We start from the raw sequence: 20,461 nt of genomic DNA, 5'->3' as shown, positions 1-20,461 counted from the left end.
TTAATTTAAGATTTACAAACATATATCAATGTATTATGAATTGGATTTTTTAAGTATTTTGAAGATTTAGTAAAGAAGTTCATGTAACCTTGTACTTCATGATAATTAAATAATTACGGCATGGGTTCAACAAGTTGGAAAAAAAACCAAAATATTTGACCTAATTACTTAATCATTTGCGTAATAAATTAATGGATTGTCAGGAAATAAATTATCTGATTTTTTAGAGTAGGCGTTTCGTTCGCAATCAAGGGCTGGCCTTTCGGATCAGCCCACAGTAAATAATTGGATATTTTTTCTTGAGAAGTTCCTAACTAAATAGTTAATGTTATTTAAAACGAAATTACGCAAATGACAAGTAATCTACATTGAACTGATAAACAGTTTTTTGATTGATGCTGAACTTACATATTTAGTGAGAAATTTAGGAGAGATAATATGGCTTTCGGTACTACAAATCCTGACACGATAAATGGGAGTTCGGGAAATGATACCATAGTTGGCTGGGCTAGTGGTGGTAATGCCAATAGTACCTCCGGTAACGATATCTTGAATGGTTTGGCTGGTAACGATTCCCTTGCAGGTGGGACGGCGAACGACAGTCTCAGCGGTGGAGATGGCAATGATACACTTGATGGGGGCACAGGAAACGATACTTTAAAAGGTGGTGCAGGCAGTGACACCTTCAAAGGCAGTCAGGGTAACGACAACATTGATGGTGGAGATGGCATTGATACCGCAGATTATAGTCAATTAGGTCAAACTATTACCTTGTCAGGTGTTGGAACCATTCAAAAAGCTGGCGGATTGGGAAAAGACCAACTCTTTAAAGTAGAAAAGGTTATTGCTAACGCTAAGGTTGCCAACAACACCATCGATGCATCCCAATCTTTGCCTGGGGTATTTATCACCGTTAACCTGCAAACCCAAAGTTTGGCTGCTAATAAAGTTCCTGGTTTAGGAACATTGTCATTTACCGCAGTCAACTTTGATAATGTCATCGGCACAAATGCAAATGACAGCATTGCTGGCGATAACCAAAATAACCGATTATCCGGTAATAATGGCAATGACACACTTGATGGCGGTTTAGGTATTGACACTTTGAACGGGGGGGCAGGTGATGATACTTACATCGTTGACACTACTCTTGATACCATTACAGAGGCTGCGAATTCAGGCATAGATACCGTCCGGTCTTCTGTAAACTACACACTAGGAGCCAATCTGGAGAACCTGAGGCTGAGAGAAGGTGGTAACATTACTGGGACAGGTAACAGTCTTAACAACTTCCTTTTTGGTAATACTTCTAATAACACTCTAAATGGAAGAGTAGGTGATGATACGCTAGACGGTAGTAATGGCGATGATATCCTCAATGGTGAGGACGGTAATGATAGCCTACAAGGCGGGCCGGGTAATGAAATACTCAATGGGGGATCTGGAAACGATATCCTCATTGGTACTTTTCCTGGTAGTCCGCTTCCACCCGGATTAGGAGAAACTGATACCTTAACTGGCGGGACTGGGGCAGATAGATTTATCCTGGGGGACGCTGTAAATATTTTCTACGACGATAACAACAGCGCAAATCCTGGCTTTGGGGACTACGCTACTATTACTGACTTCGACTCTAGCCAAGATCGAATTGAACTCAAAGGATCTTTACAGGACTATCGGCTGCAAGTTGTTGGCAGCAACACACGAATATTCTCAGACAAACCGGGAGCAGAACCAGATGAGTTCATCGGTATTGCGCTGGCGAAAAACAATCTCAGACTTGATAGTGATGACTTCCTTTTCTTTGAGGGGGAAAATGCTGGAGAAGGTACAAACAACACATTGGCTACTGCTGAATGGTTAGGTTCCTTATCATCAAGCTCAAACATTAATCTTTCAGCCCAGATTACCACAGTTCAACTGGGGGACAATCCCGATTTCGACTTTTTTAAATTTTCTTTAGCAAATCCAGAAACTGTCACTATTAAGACAGTAACATCAGGAGATACAGTTCTCGGACTGTTTGACGATACTGGAATTGGGACTTTACTGGAAACGAGCGACGAGAGTGGCGGTAGCAATTCGTCATTAATTACCCGCTCCCTGAGTGCAGGTACGTACTACATTTCAGTGAGTAAATATGCTTTCTTGCCTGAAGATGGCGGAACTTTCTCTGGTAGCAGTTCTAATCCTGATTTTTCTTATACACTAGGAGTCAGTTTTACATAAGAACATTGTCAACTTAAGAAAGTACGAACATCAAAAGGCAGATTCAAGGATACTTTTCCTCGTGGCTAGGAGAACACAGCAGCGTGTTCTCCTTTATCCAACATGAGAGTATTTGCAAGCCAGTACTTATCTCCAGAGGAAATACATCTTAATTCAGTGCAAAGAATTCATCAGCCACAAAGTGAGAAGCTTGAGCGAGAAGAATTACCTGATGAAGAAGATGAATTGCAAATGAAACCACAGGGCAGTATTCAGGGCGAGGAACTGCCAGAAGTAAACAAAATAAATTCGTTTTTTACTCAATTTGTCCAGTCAATTCACCAGAAAATAAGCGGCTGACTGTGGCAGAGTTTTAACTAGAGCTAATTCAGGTATGATTATTGGCAACTTTGAGCTAGATTTTACCGACGGGGAAATTAGCTGCAAAACTAGCATTGATGTCGAAGGTGACAGACTCAGTTTTACACTTATTCAACGGGTAGTTTACGCCAACGTCACGATGATGGATGAATACCTAACCAGGGATTATGTCTGTTATTTATGGTAATGTCTCACCAGAAGAAGCGATCGCTCAAGTTGAAAGGTAAGCCAATTATTCAGCATTGGAGATTTTTAGTACATTTGTATTGAGTATGCCCAGATTAAGGTTCTACTATAACAGTTGTACTAAGTTTGACCATTTTATACAGTTCACGAACATCCTCGTTATACATCCGAACGCAACCATGAGAAACTGCTTTCCCGACAGATGTTCTATCAGGAGTACCATGAAATCCGATGTATTCTCTGCCAACATTCCAAAATGCAATCCAGCGTTCTCCTAAGGGATTATTTGCACCTGGAAGAACTAATTTTCCAGTTTGAGGATGTGTCCAATCTGGGTTTTTCAACATCTCAATAACTTTGAACTTTCCTATTGGCGTTTCCGAACCTGGTTTACCGACCGCGACTGGGTAGCTAGCTTGTAAACTGTCTCCTTTGTATACATACAACTTCCGTATACTTCGTTTAAGTACTAGATGGATGTGTTGTTTAGAAGCTGCGGGAACAGTTGGCTTGACTATAGGAAATGCTGGCTTCTCAATTGTTTTTTGGAAATCTGAATGTTTCTCAATACTCACTCTAGCAGTACGCTGTGATTGCAGCCAGAACAATAGCGCAATTGCACCCAAACCAATACTTAAAACAGTACAAAGTTCTAGGTTCTTTTTGATTATCTTGTTTTGCATAAACTATTCAGCTTCGAGCAAAGCTAGCTATTTAAATTAAAATAATCGCTTTTGTTAATCAACTTTAAGAAACTATACTAATTTCAAAAAAGAATGCGGCACATACACACTTCTAAACCCTTGTTATTTCTGGCTTTCTTAATGAGCGTATGAGTAAATTAGTATTATCTGATTCATCTAAGGGCATATATTGTACAATTCCAAATCTGAGAGGATGTTTGAAAAGTCGTTTTGTCGGTATCAAAAGTTTTAGAACCTTCTAAATTCCCTGATAATATTGGGGGGCTTTGATTCCAGTTTCCTCCTTTTTAGAGGATTGGGGGGATCTGAAAATATATAAATTCACAGCGAAACACTTTTCAAACAACCTCTGAGGCAATGCTTAAAGCTTTAATCAGGCTACCTAAAATATTGTTCTATCTTCATACTAGCTTAAAACATGCTTTCTATCAACAACCCAAAATTAAACAATCAGCAAGCTTAATTCCTAAATTCTAATTTTTAGCTTTCCATTTTGCCCTTTATAAATCTATAGTTTTACCATAGTCTTATTGGGAAATTGGGAGAGACTGAAGGTGCTTTTTGAACTGGTGTAGCCGGTTGTTTTATTCTCCTTCTTGGACGAGTTTGTCTCTGTGGTGTGTCCGTTACTAGTCTAACTCGTGGTCTAGATTCTGGTCTACTAATGGCTGTTGAACGCCTTGATGACCTTCTAGGTTCCTCTCTACTAATGGCTGTTGAACGCCTTGATGACCTTCTAGATTCTGTACTAATGACTGTTGGGCGTGATGAAGAACGTCTACTTTCTGGCTGTATGGCAGGCCCCGCAGCAGGTAATCCATCAATAATAATATTATTATTACTATTATCGTTGTTTGATGCTATTGCCGGTCCTGCAACAGGAAGTGCTTCTTGGGCCAGTAATCGTTGCATTGGAAAACAACTCAAACTTGTGAAAACAACTAAAGCAGTAGCAGAAAGTCTAATTTCCATCTTCTTTAATAACCTTTGCTTTATGAATTTACTTCAGATGCACGTCACTGGAATGTCAAACTTAATTAATTAGATTGATGTGCATACTATCGATAATTACGGTTAAACTCTTTACACGATAAATTATCGCTTCCTTCTAACTTATCTTCACGCCAGAGTCCATCTTTCTCAGTTTTATCTGTAAATATATATACTCCTTTTCCTTGACATTTATTCTTAGCAAAGTTTCCTCTATATTCGTTTCCGTTTCTCAGTTTTAAATATCCCAACCCTTGAGGTTGATCATTTTTAAACTGCCCTAAATAATAGTTAATATTACTTTCTACCGGATATGATAATCTCCCACAACCACTACGTTTATTATTTTTAAAGTCTCCATAGTACTGAAATTGATTCTGCTTAAAAATCATTAACCCTTTACCATTGGCTTCTTTCGTTTTTGGACTGATCTGCCCGTAATATTTATAGACGTTAGTTTCCCAGGTTGGTTTGCCTGTGGCTGGGGGGGGCGAGGATAGCTGTTGATCTTTATCGCAAGGTAGTTGGGAGAATTCTGTAGAAGTTGGTATCGTATTTGGTGTTGTTGTGGGAGCTGGTACAGCAGTTGGTGTAGGAGATGGTGAAGCAGTTGGCGTAGAGGATGGTTCTGTTGGGGAACCTGGTACAGTGTTTGGTTCAGGAGATGCTGGCGATGCTTCTTGCCCTAGTATTTGCTGTATTGGAAGAACACCTAAACTTGTAGAAATAAGTAAACAAGAAGCATAAAGTATAAATTTTATCTTCATAAAATACCTTTCTTTTCTAATGTATACAACCTAAAATTCATTCATAAATACTAATTCTCTGGAAAATGGTACTTACTTAATACTTATAAATAACGGTATCAAGCCCATAGTTTGGCATAGTTAAAAAATACATATTAAGTACGTAATTATAGATAATTCAGTATAAATATTTAAATTTATCAAAACACTGTTAATACACTAAGTATAAACCATTAGATGTATTTAACTAGCATAAATGAAAATAAACTTAAATATTTCTTAATATTTTCGGATATTTCGCCAATTTTGGGGAAAATTAATAGTAAAGTGCTAGTTTAATAAACTGCGTAATCTAAAATTGCTGAAGTAACGAAAGCCACATCAAAGTCTTTTAATTAACTTAAGTTAATTATTAATCTCTTGTACAGTACCGTTAAAAGGGTTTTAGGCTGAGAAAGCTGATAGTTAGCATACTAGATGCTGAAGGCTCCTTATTACATAATAAGTCACTTCCTTCTAACTTATCTTCACGCCAGATTCCATCTTGCTCAGTTTTATCTGCATATATATATACTCCTTTACCTTGACATTTACTCTTAACAAAGTTTCCTCTATATTCGTTTCCGTTTCTCAATTTTAAATATCCCAGCCCTTGCAACTCATCATTTTCAAACTGCCCTAAATAATAGTTAATATTACTTTTTACCGGATATGATAATCTCCCACAACCACTACGTTTATTATTCTTAAAGTCTCCATAGTATTGAAATTGATTCTTCTTAAAAATCATCAACCCTTTACCATTGGCTTCTTTCGTTTTTGGATTGATCTGCCCGTAATATTTATAGACGTTAGTTTCGTGTGTTGGATTTCCTGTAGCTGTAGGGGGTGAGGATAGCTGTTGATCGCTATCGCAAGGTAGCTGAGAGAATTTGTTGATTGTAGGAAGCGGTTTCGGAGTAACTGCTTGTGGATTTGGAGGGGTTGGTGATTGAGCAAAATATTTAGATACCATATACAAAGACATGATACATCCAAGTAAAACTGCTCCGCCTGTTACCATAACTTTCCGATTAGATTGCGATCGCTGGCGATCTGACTTTGGTTTTGGTGATGGTGTTGATTGAGTAAGTGCTTGCAACGCTTCTGCTGCTGTTTGGTAACGCTGGCTAAAGTGAGAGCGCACCATATTTGTTAACACCTCGACAAATCTGTCGCTGACATTCGCCCGATCCCGCCAAATTATTTCACCTGTTACGGGATCTTCGGGTAAATTTTGAGGCGGTACGCCTGTCAGTGCTTGAATTCCTAGCATACCTACTGCATACACATCGCTAGATAGTTTCGGCTTACCATTAGCTTGTTCATCTGGCATATAGCCATTTGTGCCAATCAGGATGCTTGATGTGACTAGACCTTGAGTATTCGTCTCCAAGCCTTTAATTTCTTTCACTGCTCCAAAATCAATCAGCACAATCTTTCCGTCTTGATGACGACGCATGATATTCTGTGGCTTAATATCACGATGAATAATACTTTGTTGATGGATAAATACTAAAACTTCTAAAACATCCCTGAGCAGTTTTTTTACTTCTGCTTCACCCCAAGGCTGACCTGCGATTATTTCTTTGCTTAAGTTATGCCCATCAATAAATTCTTGTACTAGGTAAAATTCGCCATTTTCTTCAAAATGGGCGAATAGTTTGGGAACTTGGTTGTGAATGTTGTCTAAGCGATATAAAATTTCAGCTTCCCGGTTAAATAAACCTTTAGCAATCTTCAGAAGTCCTTCACTCTGGTTTTGTGGCTTCAGATGTTTGACAACACATTTAGGCTTAGGAGTTGTAGGTATATCCAAATCTTCTGCCAAATATGTCTCCCCAAATCCGCCACTTCCCAAGGGATGAATAATTTTATAACGACTGCGGAGTACTGTGCCAAGAGGATGCATTAGATTTATACAGCATTAAATAAGGTATATTTAATTTAATTTATGGCAGTTTTAACTAAAAAAATACAACGGGTGATTTACGCCAACGTCACGATGATGGATGAATACCTGCCAGGGATGATACGTGTCATCTATAGTAACGTATCACCAGAAGAAGCGATGCCTACAGCAACCCGTTAGCGTAGCGTCTCCGACAAAAGAAGCGGGAACGCCAAAATTGAAGCTTAGTTGGATATTTCTTTTTTTGCTAGTACAACACGGCGTAAATAAACATATCATTCAAAATGGCGCAAGAGCTTGGAATACAATACTTTTGACTTTTGACTTTTGACTTCTGCGCAGCGATACTAGTCCCTAAACAGAAGCCATAGTAACAATTGCCACTATGACTTATGCTGCGGTTGAGTATTTCTGAGTCTTGATTTAAATTCCCAACTAAACCTTTGCTTCCAAAGATTTGAGTAACTCGGTATTCACGCCTGACTCACGAGTTAGGGCAATTTTGCCAGTGCGGGCGATTTCTTTCAAACCAAATTTTTGTAATACTTGCACGATCGCTACCATTTTACCTGGATCTCCCACAACTTCTAAAGTGAGAGAATCTTCTGCCACATCCACGACTCGCGCCCGGAAAATCTGAGACAATTCGATCACTTCTGAGCGATTGCTGCTACTAGCATTCACCTTCAAAAGCATCAATTCCCGCTCGACACAAGGAGTTTCGGTAATATCCTGGACTTTTAGGACATTGACTAACTTATACAGTTGCTTAGTGAGTTGCTCGATGATGCGATCGTCACCAGGGACAACCATTGTAATTCGGGAGACTCCTCCTTGTTCAGCAGGGCCAACAGCAAGGCTTTCAATATTAAAGCCGCGACGCGCAAATAAACTAGAAATGCGGGAAAGAACACCCGCCTCATCTTCTACAAGAACTGAAAGGGTATGTTTCATCTTCGCCAACAGAGGCTAGAGCAGGAATTGAGTAATGCAGACACTAGCAAAGGGCAATGCTAGACCTACTACCGCACTAAATTTTCAGTGCGACCTCCTATTGTAAACTTAACCGTTGCACTCATTGCATTCTCAATCAAGAAATTGTTTAGAAATCTTACTGCAAGCAAAAATTTCGTTGAATGTATATCTTTTTGTTGGCAGATGCAGCATTTTTGTAAAGCTTTTATACTCAGATTTGATAAGCCTCTAATAGGAGACAAGTTTTTATGGGTTGGCTACAAAGATTGTTTGGAATGGAAAAACCTCAAAATGCAGAAGTAAATCCGGCTCCCCAGGCTGTACAGCAAGCTCCTAGTAGTGATGTCGCTGCTGCTACGCAATCAATACCTCCAGAACGTCTAGGGTTAAGCGGAGAATATGACCAAAGTGGTTTAGCAAAGCGGGTAGCGTTGGCATTTGATCAAGATCCGCAACTCGACGATGTTGATACCCTTTGGGTGGCTCAGACGGGTAGCACTGTAGTGTTGAAAGGTAAAGTCCCCAGTCAAGAAATTCTCAACAAAATGATTTCTGTGGCGGGTTCTGTAAATGGTGCTACAGATGTTGACACTAACCAGGCGACGATTGGCTAGTACCGCTGCGCGGAAGTCAAAAGTCAAAAGTCAAAAGTCAAAAGTATTGTATTCTAGGCTTTCGCGCCATTTGAAATGGTATGTTTATTTACGCAGTCCTGTACTAGTTACTGCTGATGCGATCGCTTCCATTGCATAATATTTAGGGAACAACCAATGGTTGGCGATCGCCAATCCATCTTTCAATCCAATCTAAAATCGCTTGGTTAACTTGTTCTGGGCATTCATCATGGGGACAATGCCCTACATCCTCCAGATTCAACAGTTCCAACTTTTCATTATATTGGGCAAATTGGCTAGCCAGGGCTGGCGGCACAAACCGATCTTTTTGTCCCCAAATTAAAAGCATGGGAATTGTTAAGGTTGGTAATACTTTCTTGACACTGGGACTAAAATTAATTCCAATCGCAGCTTTGAATAAAGCACTAAACGCCCTTGCAGAACCCCGGTCTTGGGGAGGCCCTGCTAAGATTTCTATCAGTTCATCGCTAATCGCTTCTGGGTTAGCGTAGGCGAGACTAGCCCAGCGACGCAGCACCCCAGGACGGCGCACGAAGTTAAACACAGGTTTAAGTATCAACGGCGAAGCAACAACATTTTTAATTGCACTGACGAGTGGGCGCAGGACAGGAGGAATTGCTTCTTGTTCTAATGACGGGTCGGGTAAACTCATCATTACCATACCCAGCACCATATCGGGGTGGGCGGCGGCGGCGGCCATCGCTATCAGTGAACCGTTGGAATTGCCTATTAATATCGCTGGTTGACGGATAAATGTTTTCCAGAAATCGTAAACCTGCTCAACCCAGAGTTCGATGCTGTAATTAGCTGCGGCTTTTTCAGAAGCGCCAAAACCCAACATATCTATGGCGTAAACTGTGTGATGCTCACCCAACACCTCTAAATTATGTCGCCAATGACCAATGGAAGCACCAAAGCCATGTAACAGAATTAGAGGTGTTGTATTGGGGTGACTTTGGCTAGGGCGAATGTAAGTGTAGCGGGTTTGCCAGCCGCGCCAAATCCAATCTCTTTGATTACCAACTCGTTCCTGCCAGTGTACCGTAGCGATCGCACTTACCTCCAATTTATCAGCGCTGAAATACCATTATAAGAATTGGGGATTGGGTATTGGGTATTGGGTATTCCCAGTCCCCAGTCCCTAGTCACCATTCCCTATTTACCTAACAAATTGGGGCATAATTTCGGCAGCAGTGAATATTCCATAGATGCCGCGTTGGTGTAATTGTCTACCAGCTTTGAGATAGCCAAAAGCAGGGCCACAGACATTTGCTGCCATGCTAGTTTCATCTCCCAGAGTAAAGGTATGGGTGGAAATCTTTCCTTCAAAGGTACGTCCTGTTACCTTCACATTGGTGCTGAGAGGCTTTTTGGGATTGCGGGTATCGACTACACCACCAACTGTAACGCGATCGCGTCCCACTATCCCTGCTACTTCTAACATCACATCATCAGCGTGTTCCATATTTGTTAAGGTAAGCACGCCATTAGTTTTATCTAGTAGTGCTTCTACTTGGGCGTCAGTCATCGCCCTCGCAATTTCCACTGTATAACCAGGCATGTGGCCGATATCTTCCCGAACAGTGGCGCGGTAAGCTTCCCAGTTCGCAATTCCCACCCCAAAGGTAATTTCAACATGATGAATTTCGGCGTAGCTTTGGGCGGCTAAAGCTGCTGCTGCTGTTAATAGTCCAGGTGTAGCACCACATCCTGTCATGTAGGTAATCCCGGCTGCTTGCAGTTCATCTTTCATCGCTAAGAGTTGTTCTACAGCAGTGGTGCGTTTAATTGCATCTACTAATACCCCACGCCAACCAGATTTGATAAATTCTTTAGCAACAGTGGGAATAAAGTCATTTGGTAGGTTAGGTAAAGCCAAAAAATACCCATCGACTTCAGCTATTTCGATTAAATCCTCAATACTTTGATTTGTTAATGTACCAATTGGCTCTAAATAACCCAGCGAACCTTGGGACTGATAGGTTGCAATGGATTCTTCAGTATTTAAACCTTCGGCAGCATAAGCGTAGCCTTTTTGATCTGCTGCTGCGACTAAAATCATTTCTTGTTTGCCAGCAACTACCTTGGCGGCTGCTTGTCCGAGTCCGCCGAAACCCAGTACTCCCACACGTATCCCTGGCGAAACATTTAGAGAATTTTTGATTTTTTCAGAATTCATAGTTAATTCGTTAAGTTGAATCAAAAGCCTTGAATATTCGGCATCTCAGCTTCCGGTTGGTAATTGGTGGCTGATGGCTGATAACTCAAAGCTATAGAGATTAATTATGATTCATTATCCTGGGTTCTTTGGCTGGATATTGCAGATATTTATCTCTATTTATCTCTAAGCGATCGCTTTTGAGTTTTTTGACTAGGAATATACCAGATTTAAAGCAATGGTCGCAACTGGCAACCCCGAATAAAGCTTAAGAATACTGGCTAAACTTGATATTCTGACATAATACAGTTACGCGATGATACAAAGACTTACGGAGGCGATCGCTTAAAGTAGTATGAAGTTGTTAGGATTCTGAGTATTATGAAGCGTATTTGCACTATGTTTAATATTTTTACAATAACTTCATTATCTGCTTTTATATTTGCTACCACTACTACTTTGTGGATTATCGAGGATTGGGTGGTATAGCATTTATTGGAAACCCAAACAACCTACATTTACCGTTTGTAAATTGGTTGAAGACAGTTATACTCAACAACAATACCGACTCAACCAATTAATTAACTCGCTACTTTTACCTGGTATTCAACTTCGCTTAGATGACATTCTGCCTCGTTAAGTGTAGGCATAGTTATGAATATATAGCAGTTCTCGTTTATGTGAGGTACACCCGTAGGGGCACGGCACTGCCGTGCCCCTACACCTCGTGATGTAATGTTGTACCGCATCTGAATGGGAACCGCTATAGCGATTTTGGCAGTAATAACGTTTAATTAGGATGGTGCGACGCCGAATAGCCCGTCGTAAACATCGCTTCATTATTTATAGTGATAACAAGTTCACCTGTCAGCAACTAATTTTAACGCTCATAAATTTCTAATGGTAAATTATCTGGGTCTTTAAAAAAAGTAAATTTCTTGCCTGTAATTTCATCAACTCTGATATTTTCTACCTCTAATCCTTTGGATTTTAAATAAAAAACAGTTTCCTCTATATCATCAACTTGAAAAGCAAGATGTCTTAAACCACAAGACTCTGGTTTACTAGGCCGTTCTGGAGGATTTGGGAAAGAGAATAGTTCGATTTGCGTATTTTCTGCAACTTTTAAATCTAATTTATAAGAATTTCTAGCGGCGCGAAAAGTTTCTTGAATAATCGAAAATCCTAAAGTTTGGACATAAAATGCTTTGGAGCGGTCGTAATCAGAACAAATAACAGCTACATGATGAATGCCAGTAGTTTTCATGTGTACTTCTCAAGCTAACAACCATTTACCTGTAGCACTTTTAGCAGAGTTTTACTAGTTTTTGCAAGAGAAGGGCTTTAGCAAAGTGCTAATCTGGAAAATACAAACCTTGATGCCATCAACTTTAAAGACGCTGATTTACGTAGAGCAATATTTATTACTGTAGATCAGATCATAACTGCTAGATTTGTTCCCTGCTAGAAAATTTTGCTTGCAGTACAATCGTCTATCACGAACACAAATTTAACTTAAATTTATATTTAATCAGCAAAAAAGCTTATTGCTTTTTCAAAACTTCATATTCAATAAGCAAAAAGGCATATTGCTTACTCAAAATGACATTTAACTTTCTCAAACCCCAGTTTGCTTTCTCATTTTGGTGTTTTCCGCAAGTAAAATCAGCTTTTACTTTCTCAAACTCCAGTTTGCTTTCTCATTTTGGTGTTTTCCGCAAGCAAAATCAGCTTTTACTTTCTCAAACCCCAGTTTACTTTCTCATTTTGGTGTTTTCCGCAAGCAAAATCAGCTTTTACTTTCTCAAACCCCAGTTTGCTTGTTTATTTAAGTAATTTCCACATTCATTTTGGTATATCGTTGAGTCGTTAGCTTGCGATCGCTTCATTCAACAAGAATCTTTTCAAGGCTATCTCCGATTTGTAAAGCGGTTTTAGCTGCTGTTTGCAGCATCGTGGCTGCACCAGTGCGATCGCCTTGTTGCAATTTCGCTTCGGCTAACTGGGTTTGACAATACTTCGCTGAGTTCATCAAGTCTTAGTGTTTTCCGCAAGCAAAATGGCATTCGATTTCCTAAATTGGCTTGTTTGCTGCGGAGCTTTTGGTTGTGAGCGATCGCTTTATATTGAAATAATCTGGATTTTCGTTACTCGGTGCATTGGTTTGGTTGGCTTTTCAGTAGTGATCAGTTGATCGGCTTTAATTTGCAGAGCAGCCGCCACATGAAGTGCATCCATTGCAGCTAAACCGTAAGTACAGGCAATTTGAGAAGCATTCTGTATAATTTGCTCTAAGTCAGTTGGCCAGTGGATGACAGCACTAAAAAATGTTTCGTAAAATTCTGCTTCGTCTTGTTGCTTGTTAAAAGTTGCTTTAGGCAAGACTTCTAACTGAACGAAGCTACTTGAGGCAAACTCCAGATTTTCATCGTTAAGAATTTGATTCGCTCTGATGCTGACTGACTGAATGCCACAAAAAGCGCTGATGAGTACACCAGAGTCTATGTAAGTTTTCTTACGACTCACGGAATCCACCGCGACGTTCAGCAAGTTCAAGTTCAATTTCGTCTTCGTTGAGAAGTTGCAATCCAGCAGCGATCGCTTTTTGTCGGATCGACCATAATTTTTTGGCTAAGGGTGTTTGTGGCACAAAATCAGATTCGGCGGGTGTTGTTTCTGGCTCAGATTTAAGTAGTTCAACAAACTCCAAAACTTTTTGTTGCTTTTGGGGTGTGAGTTCTCGCCAGTGTTCAAGTAGTTTAACTTCATTACCCATAAATACTTCGCTGATTGAATGATTTTTCTATTTTAGTGGCAGAAGCCTTATTTCCTATTCGCTGCTATAAAATTTTGGTGTTTTTAGTCCTGAAGCTATTGAAGCATGTGCAGAAACCTGTGAGATTTGTTCTTCCCCCAAAAAAATACTTAAAGACTGCTGTACATGCGGTACTTGTGGAGACGTAGAAAATGTAGTAAGAATTATTAATTTATATAAATTGAGAATTTTTATCTACACAATACTTGTGTATTTACCAATTTAATATATATAAAAAGCTAAGGATAGAATTTAGATAATTTAAAATAAATTAAGCTCTAATTTTATCTTTAAATAAAGCTTAATTTGAAAATATGCTTATTAGATACACATCTTCAAACTTGTTGGTAGGCACAATTCATTAATTGCGTCTACCAAGGAATTCGGGCAATGCATAATTAATTTGTGGAGATGTCTATTGTTTTAGATTTTTTGAGCGTTCCTAATCAAAGCAAATAATATAATATCTACATAATGAATACCCGTAGTTTGCATAAAAATTACAAATTACAAATTATTAAAGGACTATTCCTGTAAAACAGTCTTTGATACAATCCTAGTTTTCTTCAGGTCTGCTTCGGAAAGTTCTTCCCCAGCTTGCAGGCGTGTGGCAGAAGTTTGCAACACTGTCGCTGCCCCTTTATCTCAGATTTGTAAAGCGGTTTTAGCAGCTGTTTGTAACATCGTGGCTGCACCAGTGCGATCGCCTTGTTGCAATTTCGTCTCGGCTAACTGAATTTGGCGATACTTTGCTTTACTTGAAGTCGGGAATTACCTGAATCAGTCCAGTCTGGAAGGCTTTGTCATAGGTAATTACAGCTAAACTTTCGAGTTCAGCCTGAGCCATGATCATGCGATCAAAGGGATCTCGGTGGGCAATCGGTAAGCTTCCTGCTTTAAGTGCATGGGTTGTGGTGATGGCAAGTTCGAGAAATTTAGCTTGATGCAATATCTGTAAATATTGCTCAACGAGTTGTTTGGCTTCGGGTAGTTTACCCATCCGGTATTTAGTGGCAATTTTCCAAGCAGAAGCACTACTGACAATAATCCGATGATCTGGGTTGCCAATGATGTCTCGGCAGTCAGTGTGGAGTTTTGGGTCGTCAAAGAGCCACCCCAGTAGGATATGGGTGTCGATGAGGTAGCTCATTCCCATTGCTGGAGTTCATCTTCTGGTAGTGGTTCAAAGAAAGCATCGCCGAGTTGTCCTTTCAATAAACCAGGGGTGCGGGGTTGTGTACGTTCTTGACTTAAACCTAGCCGAAAATAGTGAATTAGGTCATAAAGTTCTGCTAGTTTGTCTTCAGGGATGTCTTGCAATTCTTGGACAATCTTCTGGATCAGCATAAGTCAAACTCTTCGGTAGTTGTTAATCAATAAGTTAGAAATATGCAACTACTTTGTTGCTCAATTGAGGAATAAAATATTTTTTCTCGCTTTACGCTTTGGCGCAAAACTTTCATCCCGTTAATCAGCAAAGCTGAATTTTTATTATTCCTGTAAAACAGTCTTTGATACAATCCTAGTTTTCTTCAGGTCTGCTTCCGAAAGTTCTTCCCCAGCTTGCAGACGGGTGGCAGAAGTTTGCAACACTGTCGCCGCCCCTTTATCTCCGATTTGTAAAGCAGTTTTAGCAGCTGTTTGCAGCATCGTGGCTGCACCAGTGCGATCGCCTTGTTGCAATTTCGCCTCAGCTAACTGGGTTTGGCGATACTTTGCTAATGCTAAAATAGACTGTTGCACCTGGGGATTAGAAGTCGGTTGATACGCCCGCACCACATCTGCATACACTGGCATCAAGGGCGAAAGTAAGCCTTCTTCGTTAACCAACGGGTCATCATAACGAATTTGCAGATGAGCGATCGCTTGTTTACCTTCTGGCAATTGTCCCAGATAAATGTTTGCCAAAACTGCCCGTTCTACATCCTGCATCAAATCTCCCAAACGCACAGCAAAGCTACCATCAGCTTCGGGTTCCACTGGTAACTCGATTGTGTCTGGGGCAACTTGGGCAATAGGTTTAAGTTCTGCTAATCGGACATTGGGCACTAGAGATAACAGCAAGTAGGCATTAGTTAGCCCAATCGATTTAATCCGCCCAAACAGTCGGCTAAATTGCTCCACAGCTTGTTCAGGATGTTCAATATGGGCTAAAGTCCCACCACCGACATCGGCAATGTTTTCTAGCAAATCCTGATTCCAGCTATTACCAAATCCGAAAGTATTAATAGTTAGGTTCAGCTTGGCAGCCTTTTGCGCCAATTTAAGACAACGCTTGTTATCATCTCGCCCAATATCCCATTTCCAAATTCGCAAACCGCTTTCACCATGTCCATCCGTCAGCAGAAACGCTTGGGAAACAGCGCCTCTTGTACCCTTCATCAGTTCTGTAATTCCCAATTCCAAACCATCAGCGATCGCAGTACCGCCGCTAGCAGTCAGTTTACTTTTAATTTGAGATTTGATGCTTTCGGGGTCTTCAATCGCTTGGTTAGGGATAATGACTTCCGCAGTGCCGGAAAAAGCCACAACTGAGATGCGATCGCCTACTTTTAACCTGTCTATTAATCTTTCCACCGCCTGGATCACCGTTTTTATTGGTTGTCCATGCATAGAACCACTTCTATCCAAAATCAAGCAGAGATTAAGAGGCAGATTTTGGTCAAGCTCACCAGCGATCGCAAAAATCGTCATTGCTAGTTGACGTTGGCTACTTGTTTGAGCCATATCAACATTATTGTCATTTAACGCCGAGAGCAATTTAACTTTCATTGCGGAGGGGTATCTTGCAAAACTGTTTTGGAGACAATTCTGGTTTTCTTGCGATCGCTTTCGGATAAATCTCCACCAGATTGTAGCTGGGTGGCAGAAGTTTGCAACACCGTCGCTGCCCCAGTATCTCCCATTTGCAGCGCAGTTTTCGCAGCCGTTTGTAACATCGTCGCCGCACCAGAGCGATCGCCCTGTTGCAATTTCGTTTCGGCTAGTTGGGTTTGGCGATACTTAGCTAATGCCAAAATAGAATGCTGCACCTGGGGATTCAGGTCTGCTTGGTAATTTTTGACTACATGGGCATAAACTGGGATACTTGGTGTAACTAAACCTACTTTGTTGGCGGCTGGATCATCGTAGCGGACTTGCACATTAGCGATCGCTTGTTCACCTGTTGGCAATTGTCCCAAATAAATATTAGCTAAGATTACCCGTTCTGCATCTTTCATTAAATCTCCCAACCGCACAGCGAAACGTCCATCAGCTTCTTGTTGCAGTGGTAACTCAATTGTGTCTGGAGAAACTTGGGCGACGGGTTTGAGCTCCGCTAGCCGGACATTGGGCATCAGGGAAAATAAAAGATAAGCATTAGTCAATCCCACCGTTTGAATGCGGCTGAACAGGCGATTAAACTCTTCCACAGCCTGTTCGGGTTTTTGAATATAAGATAAAGTACCTAAGCCAGCATCGGCAATTTTTTCTAAAACATCTTGGTTCCAGTTGTCACCAAATCCCAAAGTATTTAAAGTCAAATTATAGCTAGCAGCCAATTGGGCGAATTTCAAACAGCGGTTGTTATCACCGTGTTCATTTTCCCCATCGGTTAACAAAAAGGCTTGGGAAACAGTATCTTTTTTCCCCTTTGCCAACTCCTCAATCCCCAACCGCAGTCCTTCATCAATTGCAGTTCCCCCATCAGCGGCTAGGCGATTAATTTGCTGCTTGATTTTCTCTGGATTTTCGATACTTTGACTCGGTACTAAGACTTTGGCACGGTGATCGAAAACTACCACACTGAGGCGATCGCCCGGATTGAGTCTATCTACCAGACGAATTGCTGCTTTTTTCACCGTTTCTAGCGATCGCCCGTTCATCGAACCACTATGATCGAGAATTAAGCATAAATTCAGGGGCACATGGCGGTCTTGAGTCTCTGCGATCGCCGAAATCGAAATTCCCAACTGACGTTGACTGTTCAGTTGATTTGCGTCCAAATTACCATCATTCAAGGCAGGCTGCAAATTAACCTTCATAACTCAGAGTCCCTATTCAGGATATACATATAAAAAAATAACTTCAAAGCACTACTTTAGCTCTACGGAAAACCTATCCAATATAAATACACTAATATAATCAGAATATCTTAGAAGGTAAGCATTGGTAGATGCGAAGCCGCCTTCAGCATTAGGGAGAAATCCGCACCTTGAGGGAAGCCTGCATCGCGCTAGGATGTATTACAGTTAACGGCATAGTTTCAGGCGATCAGTTGCTATGGACATTTCCCCAATTAAGGCTGTTCAAGCCCCATATTACGGCGATAACTTTTACCGGACACCACCGCCAGATTTACCTTCCCTTTTATTGAAGGAGCGAATTGTCTATATTGGGATGCCACTGGTGCCTGCTGTCACCGAATTGATCGTGGCCGAATTGCTGTTTTTGCAATCCGACGACCCCGAAAAGCCAATTAAAATCTATATCAACTCTACCGGCACTTCCGGTTACAGTGGCGAACCCATTGGCTTTGAAACCGAAGCCTTCGCCATCTATGACACCATGAAATATATCAAGCCTCCGATCCACACCATCTGCGTTGGTTCCGCGATGGGTATGTCAGCGATGCTCCTCAGTGCTGGTACAAAAGGTTGCCGCGCTAGTTTGCCTCACTCCTCGATTATCCTGCATCAGCCTAAGAGCTACGCCCAAGGTCAAGCAACGGATATTCAAATTCGCGCTAGGGAAGTTTTGGTAAATAAAGGGGCGTTAGTTGATATCTTGCATCAAACCACTGGACAGACCCCAGAAAAAATTATTAAAGACATGGATCGGCTGTTATATCTGACACCCTACGAAGCAAAGGAATACGGACTGATTGACCGAGTTTTTGAGAAAGAAGAACTCGCAAATCCCCCACTCCCTGCCAGTGTCCTTTAATTTGTCTTTTGTCATTCGTCTTTTATCTTTTGTTAATAACCAAAAATTATTAATGACCAATGACCAATGACCAATGACCAATGACTAATGACTAATGACTAATTAAAAACGGAGTAAATTATGCCTATAGGCGTTCCTAAAGTTCCTTACCGGATGCCCGGTGGACAATATACAGATTGGATTAGCATCTATGATCGCCTTTATCGGGAACGGATTATATTCTTGGGGCGAGATATTGATGATGAAATTGCCAATCAAATTATCGCTGTAATGCTGTATCTGGACTCAGACGATCCAGGTAAAGATATTTATTTATACATCAATTCCCCCGGTGGGATGGTTACATCTGGCATGGCTATTTTTGACACCATGCAACATATCAAATCAGATGTAGTGACTATTTGCGTGGGTTTAGCTGCTTCAATGGGGTCTTTCCTGCTGGCAGCTGGCACCAAAGGCAAACGCATAGCATTGCCTCACTCACGGATTATGATTCACCAGCCTTCAGGTGGTACCCGTGGACAAGCAACCGATATCGAAATTGAAGCTAGAGAGATTCTGCGGATTCGTCACCAGCTCAATGGGATTTATGCAGATAAAACAGGTCAGACCATAGAAAAGATTGAAAAAGATATGGATCGTGACTTTTTCATGTCTGCTGAAGAGGCAAAACAATACGGTTTAATTGACCGTGTGATTGAAGACCGAACCTCCGTAGTAACTGGGGAGTAGGAAGGCAGGGAGCAGGGGAGCATACTTCTCTACGAGAGGCTGCGCCAACGACTGCGCTCAGTAACCGGGGGAGCAGAGGAGAAGTAAGTTGCAGTAAGTTTTTCCCCTCTACCCCTTTGCCCCTTTGCACCCCTGCCTCTTGTACCCAATGCCCAATCCCTTTTTAATGAACAAACTGTCAAGATTGAACTTTAAAATAGAAAATTAGCCTTTATCATTAATAGTCCGGGCTTGAAGCTGATATTGACAGATAATAGCCAATAGCTAAATATTCGATAGCTGATAGCTCAAGATGGATCTTGGAGATTGCTACCGTTTACTAGGTTTAAGATCGGGAGCTTCTTTTGCTGACATCAAAGCGTCTTATCGACGACTGGCGCAGCAATATCATCCCGATATCAACCCAGATGACAACAAAGCCAAAGATAAGTTTATTGCCTTGACAGAGGCTTACAAACTCCTGCTGACGGTAGTACTACCAGAGGAAATTGGCGCACGTTCAAGTCAGGTGTCAACGTCTGGACGTGACGACGCCAAGGCAACGCAACGGCAGAAAACACCAGTAACAACGGTGACAAGCCAAGAATCAGGGAAACCAAAGCCGCCGAATCTGTTGGAAATAGAAGAACGGCTGAAGTGGAAGACTTATGAGCAATTGCAGCGATTTTTGCAAGAAAGACGATTTCCGCAAGCGATCGCCCTGGCGGAAGCTTTAGCAGAGCGTTTGTCAACAGATGCAGAAGTCCGTCAATGGCTAGCGATCGCCTATCAAATTTGGGGACGGGCACTAATTTCCGAAAAACAACTACTCAAAGCCAGAATTTATCTTAAAAAAGCCTTGAAAACAGACCCACATAATAAAAGTCTCTGGTATGAAGTGCAGCGCGATTTCCAACGATTAGAGCAAATTTTTTAAAGTTTACAAAATTTTAAATTTCGTTTCTAGGTCTAACAAGGAAATCTTCTTGGTTCCGTTCTGCCGCCTATACGAGATGCAGGAGCCTTCCAAAAAGCATTCCCAGTGTGAGACTGGGAACGAGGTACTAATTACAAA

Annotated in this window: 24 protein-coding genes and 2 pseudogenes; 11 read left to right on the top strand and 15 right to left on the bottom strand. The window is 41.1% G+C overall.

Features of this window, described 5'->3' with window-relative positions; all coding sequences use genetic code 11:
* The first annotated feature begins 438 nt into the window (after window positions 1-438).
* The 3 genes from NLP_RS04715 to NLP_RS34030 all read left to right on the top strand — a co-directional run bounded on the left by NLP_RS04715 (window position 439) and on the right by NLP_RS34030 (window position 2,776).
* Entirely contained in the window at window positions 439-2,229 is a 1,791-nt protein-coding gene (locus tag NLP_RS04715) for a DVUA0089 family protein (RefSeq protein ID WP_104905371.1), read from the top strand.
* A gap of 102 nt (window positions 2,230-2,331) precedes the next feature.
* Window positions 2,332-2,568, top strand: a complete 237-nt coding sequence (locus NLP_RS04710; RefSeq protein WP_104905370.1) for a hypothetical protein — start codon at window positions 2,332-2,334, stop codon at window positions 2,566-2,568.
* A gap of 34 nt (window positions 2,569-2,602) precedes the next feature.
* Window positions 2,603-2,776 carry a hypothetical protein gene (locus tag NLP_RS34030; protein WP_199784763.1) on the top strand — a complete coding sequence of 58 codons (174 nt, stop codon included), beginning with the start codon at window positions 2,603-2,605 and terminating at the stop codon, window positions 2,774-2,776.
* A gap of 94 nt (window positions 2,777-2,870) precedes the next feature.
* Here the strand turns inward: NLP_RS34030 and NLP_RS04700 are convergent, their stop codons facing one another.
* Entirely contained in the window at window positions 2,871-3,458 is a 588-nt protein-coding gene (locus NLP_RS04700) for a L,D-transpeptidase (RefSeq protein WP_104905369.1), read from the bottom strand.
* Window positions 3,459-4,098: 640 nt separating this feature from the next.
* On the opposite strand from NLP_RS04700, the gene NLP_RS04695 reads away from it, so the two are divergent.
* The gene (locus tag NLP_RS04695) at window positions 4,099-4,524 is read left to right on the top strand and encodes a hypothetical protein (protein WP_158680289.1); all 426 of its coding nucleotides are present in this window, start codon (window positions 4,099-4,101) and stop codon (window positions 4,522-4,524) included.
* 13 nt (window positions 4,525-4,537) lie between these two features.
* On the opposite strand, the gene NLP_RS04690 is transcribed toward NLP_RS04695, so the two are convergent.
* Together NLP_RS04690 and NLP_RS04685 are read right to left on the bottom strand one after the other, a co-directional pair.
* Window positions 4,538-5,236, bottom strand: coding sequence for a hypothetical protein (locus tag NLP_RS04690; RefSeq protein WP_104905367.1), 699 nt, complete (start codon window positions 5,234-5,236; stop codon window positions 4,538-4,540).
* 412 nt (window positions 5,237-5,648) lie between these two features.
* Complete coding sequence (locus tag NLP_RS04685; protein ID WP_104905366.1) at window positions 5,649-7,166, bottom strand: protein kinase domain-containing protein; 1,518 nt, start codon at window positions 7,164-7,166, stop codon at window positions 5,649-5,651.
* 42 nt (window positions 7,167-7,208) lie between these two features.
* Here NLP_RS04685 and NLP_RS32810 point away from each other — a divergent pair, with 42 nt between their 5' ends.
* Window positions 7,209-7,346: a hypothetical protein gene (locus NLP_RS32810; protein WP_158680288.1), complete on the top strand. Its 138-nt coding sequence runs from the start codon at window positions 7,209-7,211 to the stop codon at window positions 7,344-7,346.
* Window positions 7,347-7,601: 255 nt separating this feature from the next.
* Here the strand turns inward: NLP_RS32810 and ilvN are convergent, their stop codons facing one another.
* A complete protein-coding gene (ilvN, locus tag NLP_RS04680; protein ID WP_104905365.1) occupies window positions 7,602-8,120 on the bottom strand; it encodes an acetolactate synthase small subunit in 519 nt (172 codons plus the stop codon).
* 269 nt (window positions 8,121-8,389) lie between these two features.
* Here ilvN and NLP_RS04675 point away from each other — a divergent pair, with 269 nt between their 5' ends.
* A complete protein-coding gene (locus NLP_RS04675) occupies window positions 8,390-8,755 on the top strand; it encodes a BON domain-containing protein (RefSeq protein WP_104905364.1) in 366 nt (121 codons plus the stop codon).
* 142 nt (window positions 8,756-8,897) lie between these two features.
* Here NLP_RS04675 and NLP_RS04670 read toward each other — a convergent pair whose 3' ends face one another.
* Window positions 8,898-9,842, bottom strand: a complete 945-nt coding sequence (locus tag NLP_RS04670; protein ID WP_234017211.1) for an alpha/beta fold hydrolase — start codon at window positions 9,840-9,842, stop codon at window positions 8,898-8,900.
* A gap of 93 nt (window positions 9,843-9,935) precedes the next feature.
* Window positions 9,936-10,955, bottom strand: a complete 1,020-nt coding sequence (bioU, locus tag NLP_RS04665) for a (S)-8-amino-7-oxononanoate synthase BioU (RefSeq protein WP_104905363.1) — start codon at window positions 10,953-10,955, stop codon at window positions 9,936-9,938.
* A 431-nt stretch (window positions 10,956-11,386) separates the two neighbouring features.
* Here bioU and NLP_RS34635 point away from each other — a divergent pair.
* A pseudogene (locus tag NLP_RS34635) lies at window positions 11,387-11,574 on the top strand (Uma2 family endonuclease); the annotation flags it as partial.
* A 240-nt stretch (window positions 11,575-11,814) separates the two neighbouring features.
* Here NLP_RS34635 and gloA2 read toward each other — a convergent pair.
* Window positions 11,815-12,201, bottom strand: a complete 387-nt coding sequence (gene gloA2 / locus NLP_RS04655; protein WP_104905362.1) for an SMU1112c/YaeR family gloxylase I-like metalloprotein — start codon at window positions 12,199-12,201, stop codon at window positions 11,815-11,817.
* A gap of 93 nt (window positions 12,202-12,294) precedes the next feature.
* Between gloA2 and NLP_RS35975 the strand changes: the two genes are divergently transcribed.
* Entirely contained in the window at window positions 12,295-12,402 is a 108-nt protein-coding gene (locus NLP_RS35975) for a hypothetical protein (RefSeq protein WP_104909775.1), read from the top strand.
* Window positions 12,403-12,819: 417 nt separating this feature from the next.
* Here the strand turns inward: NLP_RS35975 and NLP_RS32805 are convergent, their stop codons facing one another.
* The 8 genes and pseudogenes from NLP_RS32805 to NLP_RS04610 all read right to left on the bottom strand — a co-directional run bounded on the left by NLP_RS32805 (window position 12,820) and on the right by NLP_RS04610 (window position 17,774).
* On the bottom strand, window positions 12,820-12,966 hold the full coding sequence (locus tag NLP_RS32805; RefSeq protein ID WP_199784901.1) for a hypothetical protein: 147 nt from the start codon (window positions 12,964-12,966) through the stop codon (window positions 12,820-12,822).
* Window positions 12,967-13,055: 89 nt separating this feature from the next.
* Window positions 13,056-13,460 (bottom strand): type II toxin-antitoxin system VapC family toxin, encoded by a 405-nt coding sequence (locus tag NLP_RS04640; RefSeq protein WP_104905360.1) that lies wholly within the window; start codon window positions 13,458-13,460, stop codon window positions 13,056-13,058.
* Window positions 13,450-13,710: a hypothetical protein gene (locus NLP_RS04635; protein WP_104905359.1), complete on the bottom strand. Its 261-nt coding sequence runs from the start codon at window positions 13,708-13,710 to the stop codon at window positions 13,450-13,452. The genes NLP_RS04640 and NLP_RS04635 overlap by 11 nt, the downstream gene beginning before the upstream one ends.
* Before the next feature lie 564 nt (window positions 13,711-14,274).
* Window positions 14,275-14,502, bottom strand: a pseudogene (locus tag NLP_RS04630) (hypothetical protein); the annotation flags it as partial.
* 1 nt (window position 14,503) lies between these two features.
* Window positions 14,504-14,899: a type II toxin-antitoxin system VapC family toxin gene (locus NLP_RS04625; RefSeq protein ID WP_234017210.1), complete on the bottom strand. Its 396-nt coding sequence runs from the start codon at window positions 14,897-14,899 to the stop codon at window positions 14,504-14,506.
* Window positions 14,896-15,096, bottom strand: a complete 201-nt coding sequence (locus NLP_RS04620) for a hypothetical protein (protein ID WP_104905357.1) — start codon at window positions 15,094-15,096, stop codon at window positions 14,896-14,898. Before NLP_RS04620 ends, NLP_RS04625 begins: the two co-directional genes overlap by 4 nt.
* A 144-nt stretch (window positions 15,097-15,240) precedes the next feature.
* Complete coding sequence (locus NLP_RS04615) at window positions 15,241-16,521, bottom strand: vWA domain-containing protein (RefSeq protein WP_104905356.1); 1,281 nt, start codon at window positions 16,519-16,521, stop codon at window positions 15,241-15,243.
* Window positions 16,518-17,774, bottom strand: a complete 1,257-nt coding sequence (locus NLP_RS04610; protein WP_104905355.1) for a vWA domain-containing protein — start codon at window positions 17,772-17,774, stop codon at window positions 16,518-16,520. Before NLP_RS04610 ends, NLP_RS04615 begins: the two co-directional genes overlap by 4 nt.
* Before the next feature lie 238 nt (window positions 17,775-18,012).
* On the opposite strand from NLP_RS04610, the gene NLP_RS04605 reads away from it, so the two are divergent.
* From NLP_RS04605 to NLP_RS04595, 3 genes are all read left to right on the top strand, one after another.
* Window positions 18,013-18,675, top strand: a complete 663-nt coding sequence (locus NLP_RS04605; protein ID WP_104905354.1) for an ATP-dependent Clp protease proteolytic subunit — start codon at window positions 18,013-18,015, stop codon at window positions 18,673-18,675.
* 120 nt (window positions 18,676-18,795) lie between these two features.
* The gene (locus tag NLP_RS04600) at window positions 18,796-19,407 is read left to right on the top strand and encodes an ATP-dependent Clp protease proteolytic subunit (protein ID WP_104905353.1); all 612 of its coding nucleotides are present in this window, start codon (window positions 18,796-18,798) and stop codon (window positions 19,405-19,407) included.
* A 292-nt stretch (window positions 19,408-19,699) separates the two neighbouring features.
* Window positions 19,700-20,323: a J domain-containing protein gene (locus tag NLP_RS04595; protein ID WP_104905352.1), complete on the top strand. Its 624-nt coding sequence runs from the start codon at window positions 19,700-19,702 to the stop codon at window positions 20,321-20,323.
* The last annotated feature ends 138 nt before the right edge of the window (window positions 20,324-20,461 follow it).

It is taken from the genome of Nostoc sp. 'Lobaria pulmonaria (5183) cyanobiont' (genome assembly GCF_002949795.1).
In the GTDB taxonomy this organism is placed as follows: domain Bacteria; phylum Cyanobacteriota; class Cyanobacteriia; order Cyanobacteriales; family Nostocaceae; genus Nostoc.
Note: the sequence above shows the minus strand (reverse complement) of the source record. Positions and strands in the feature narration are given on the sequence as shown.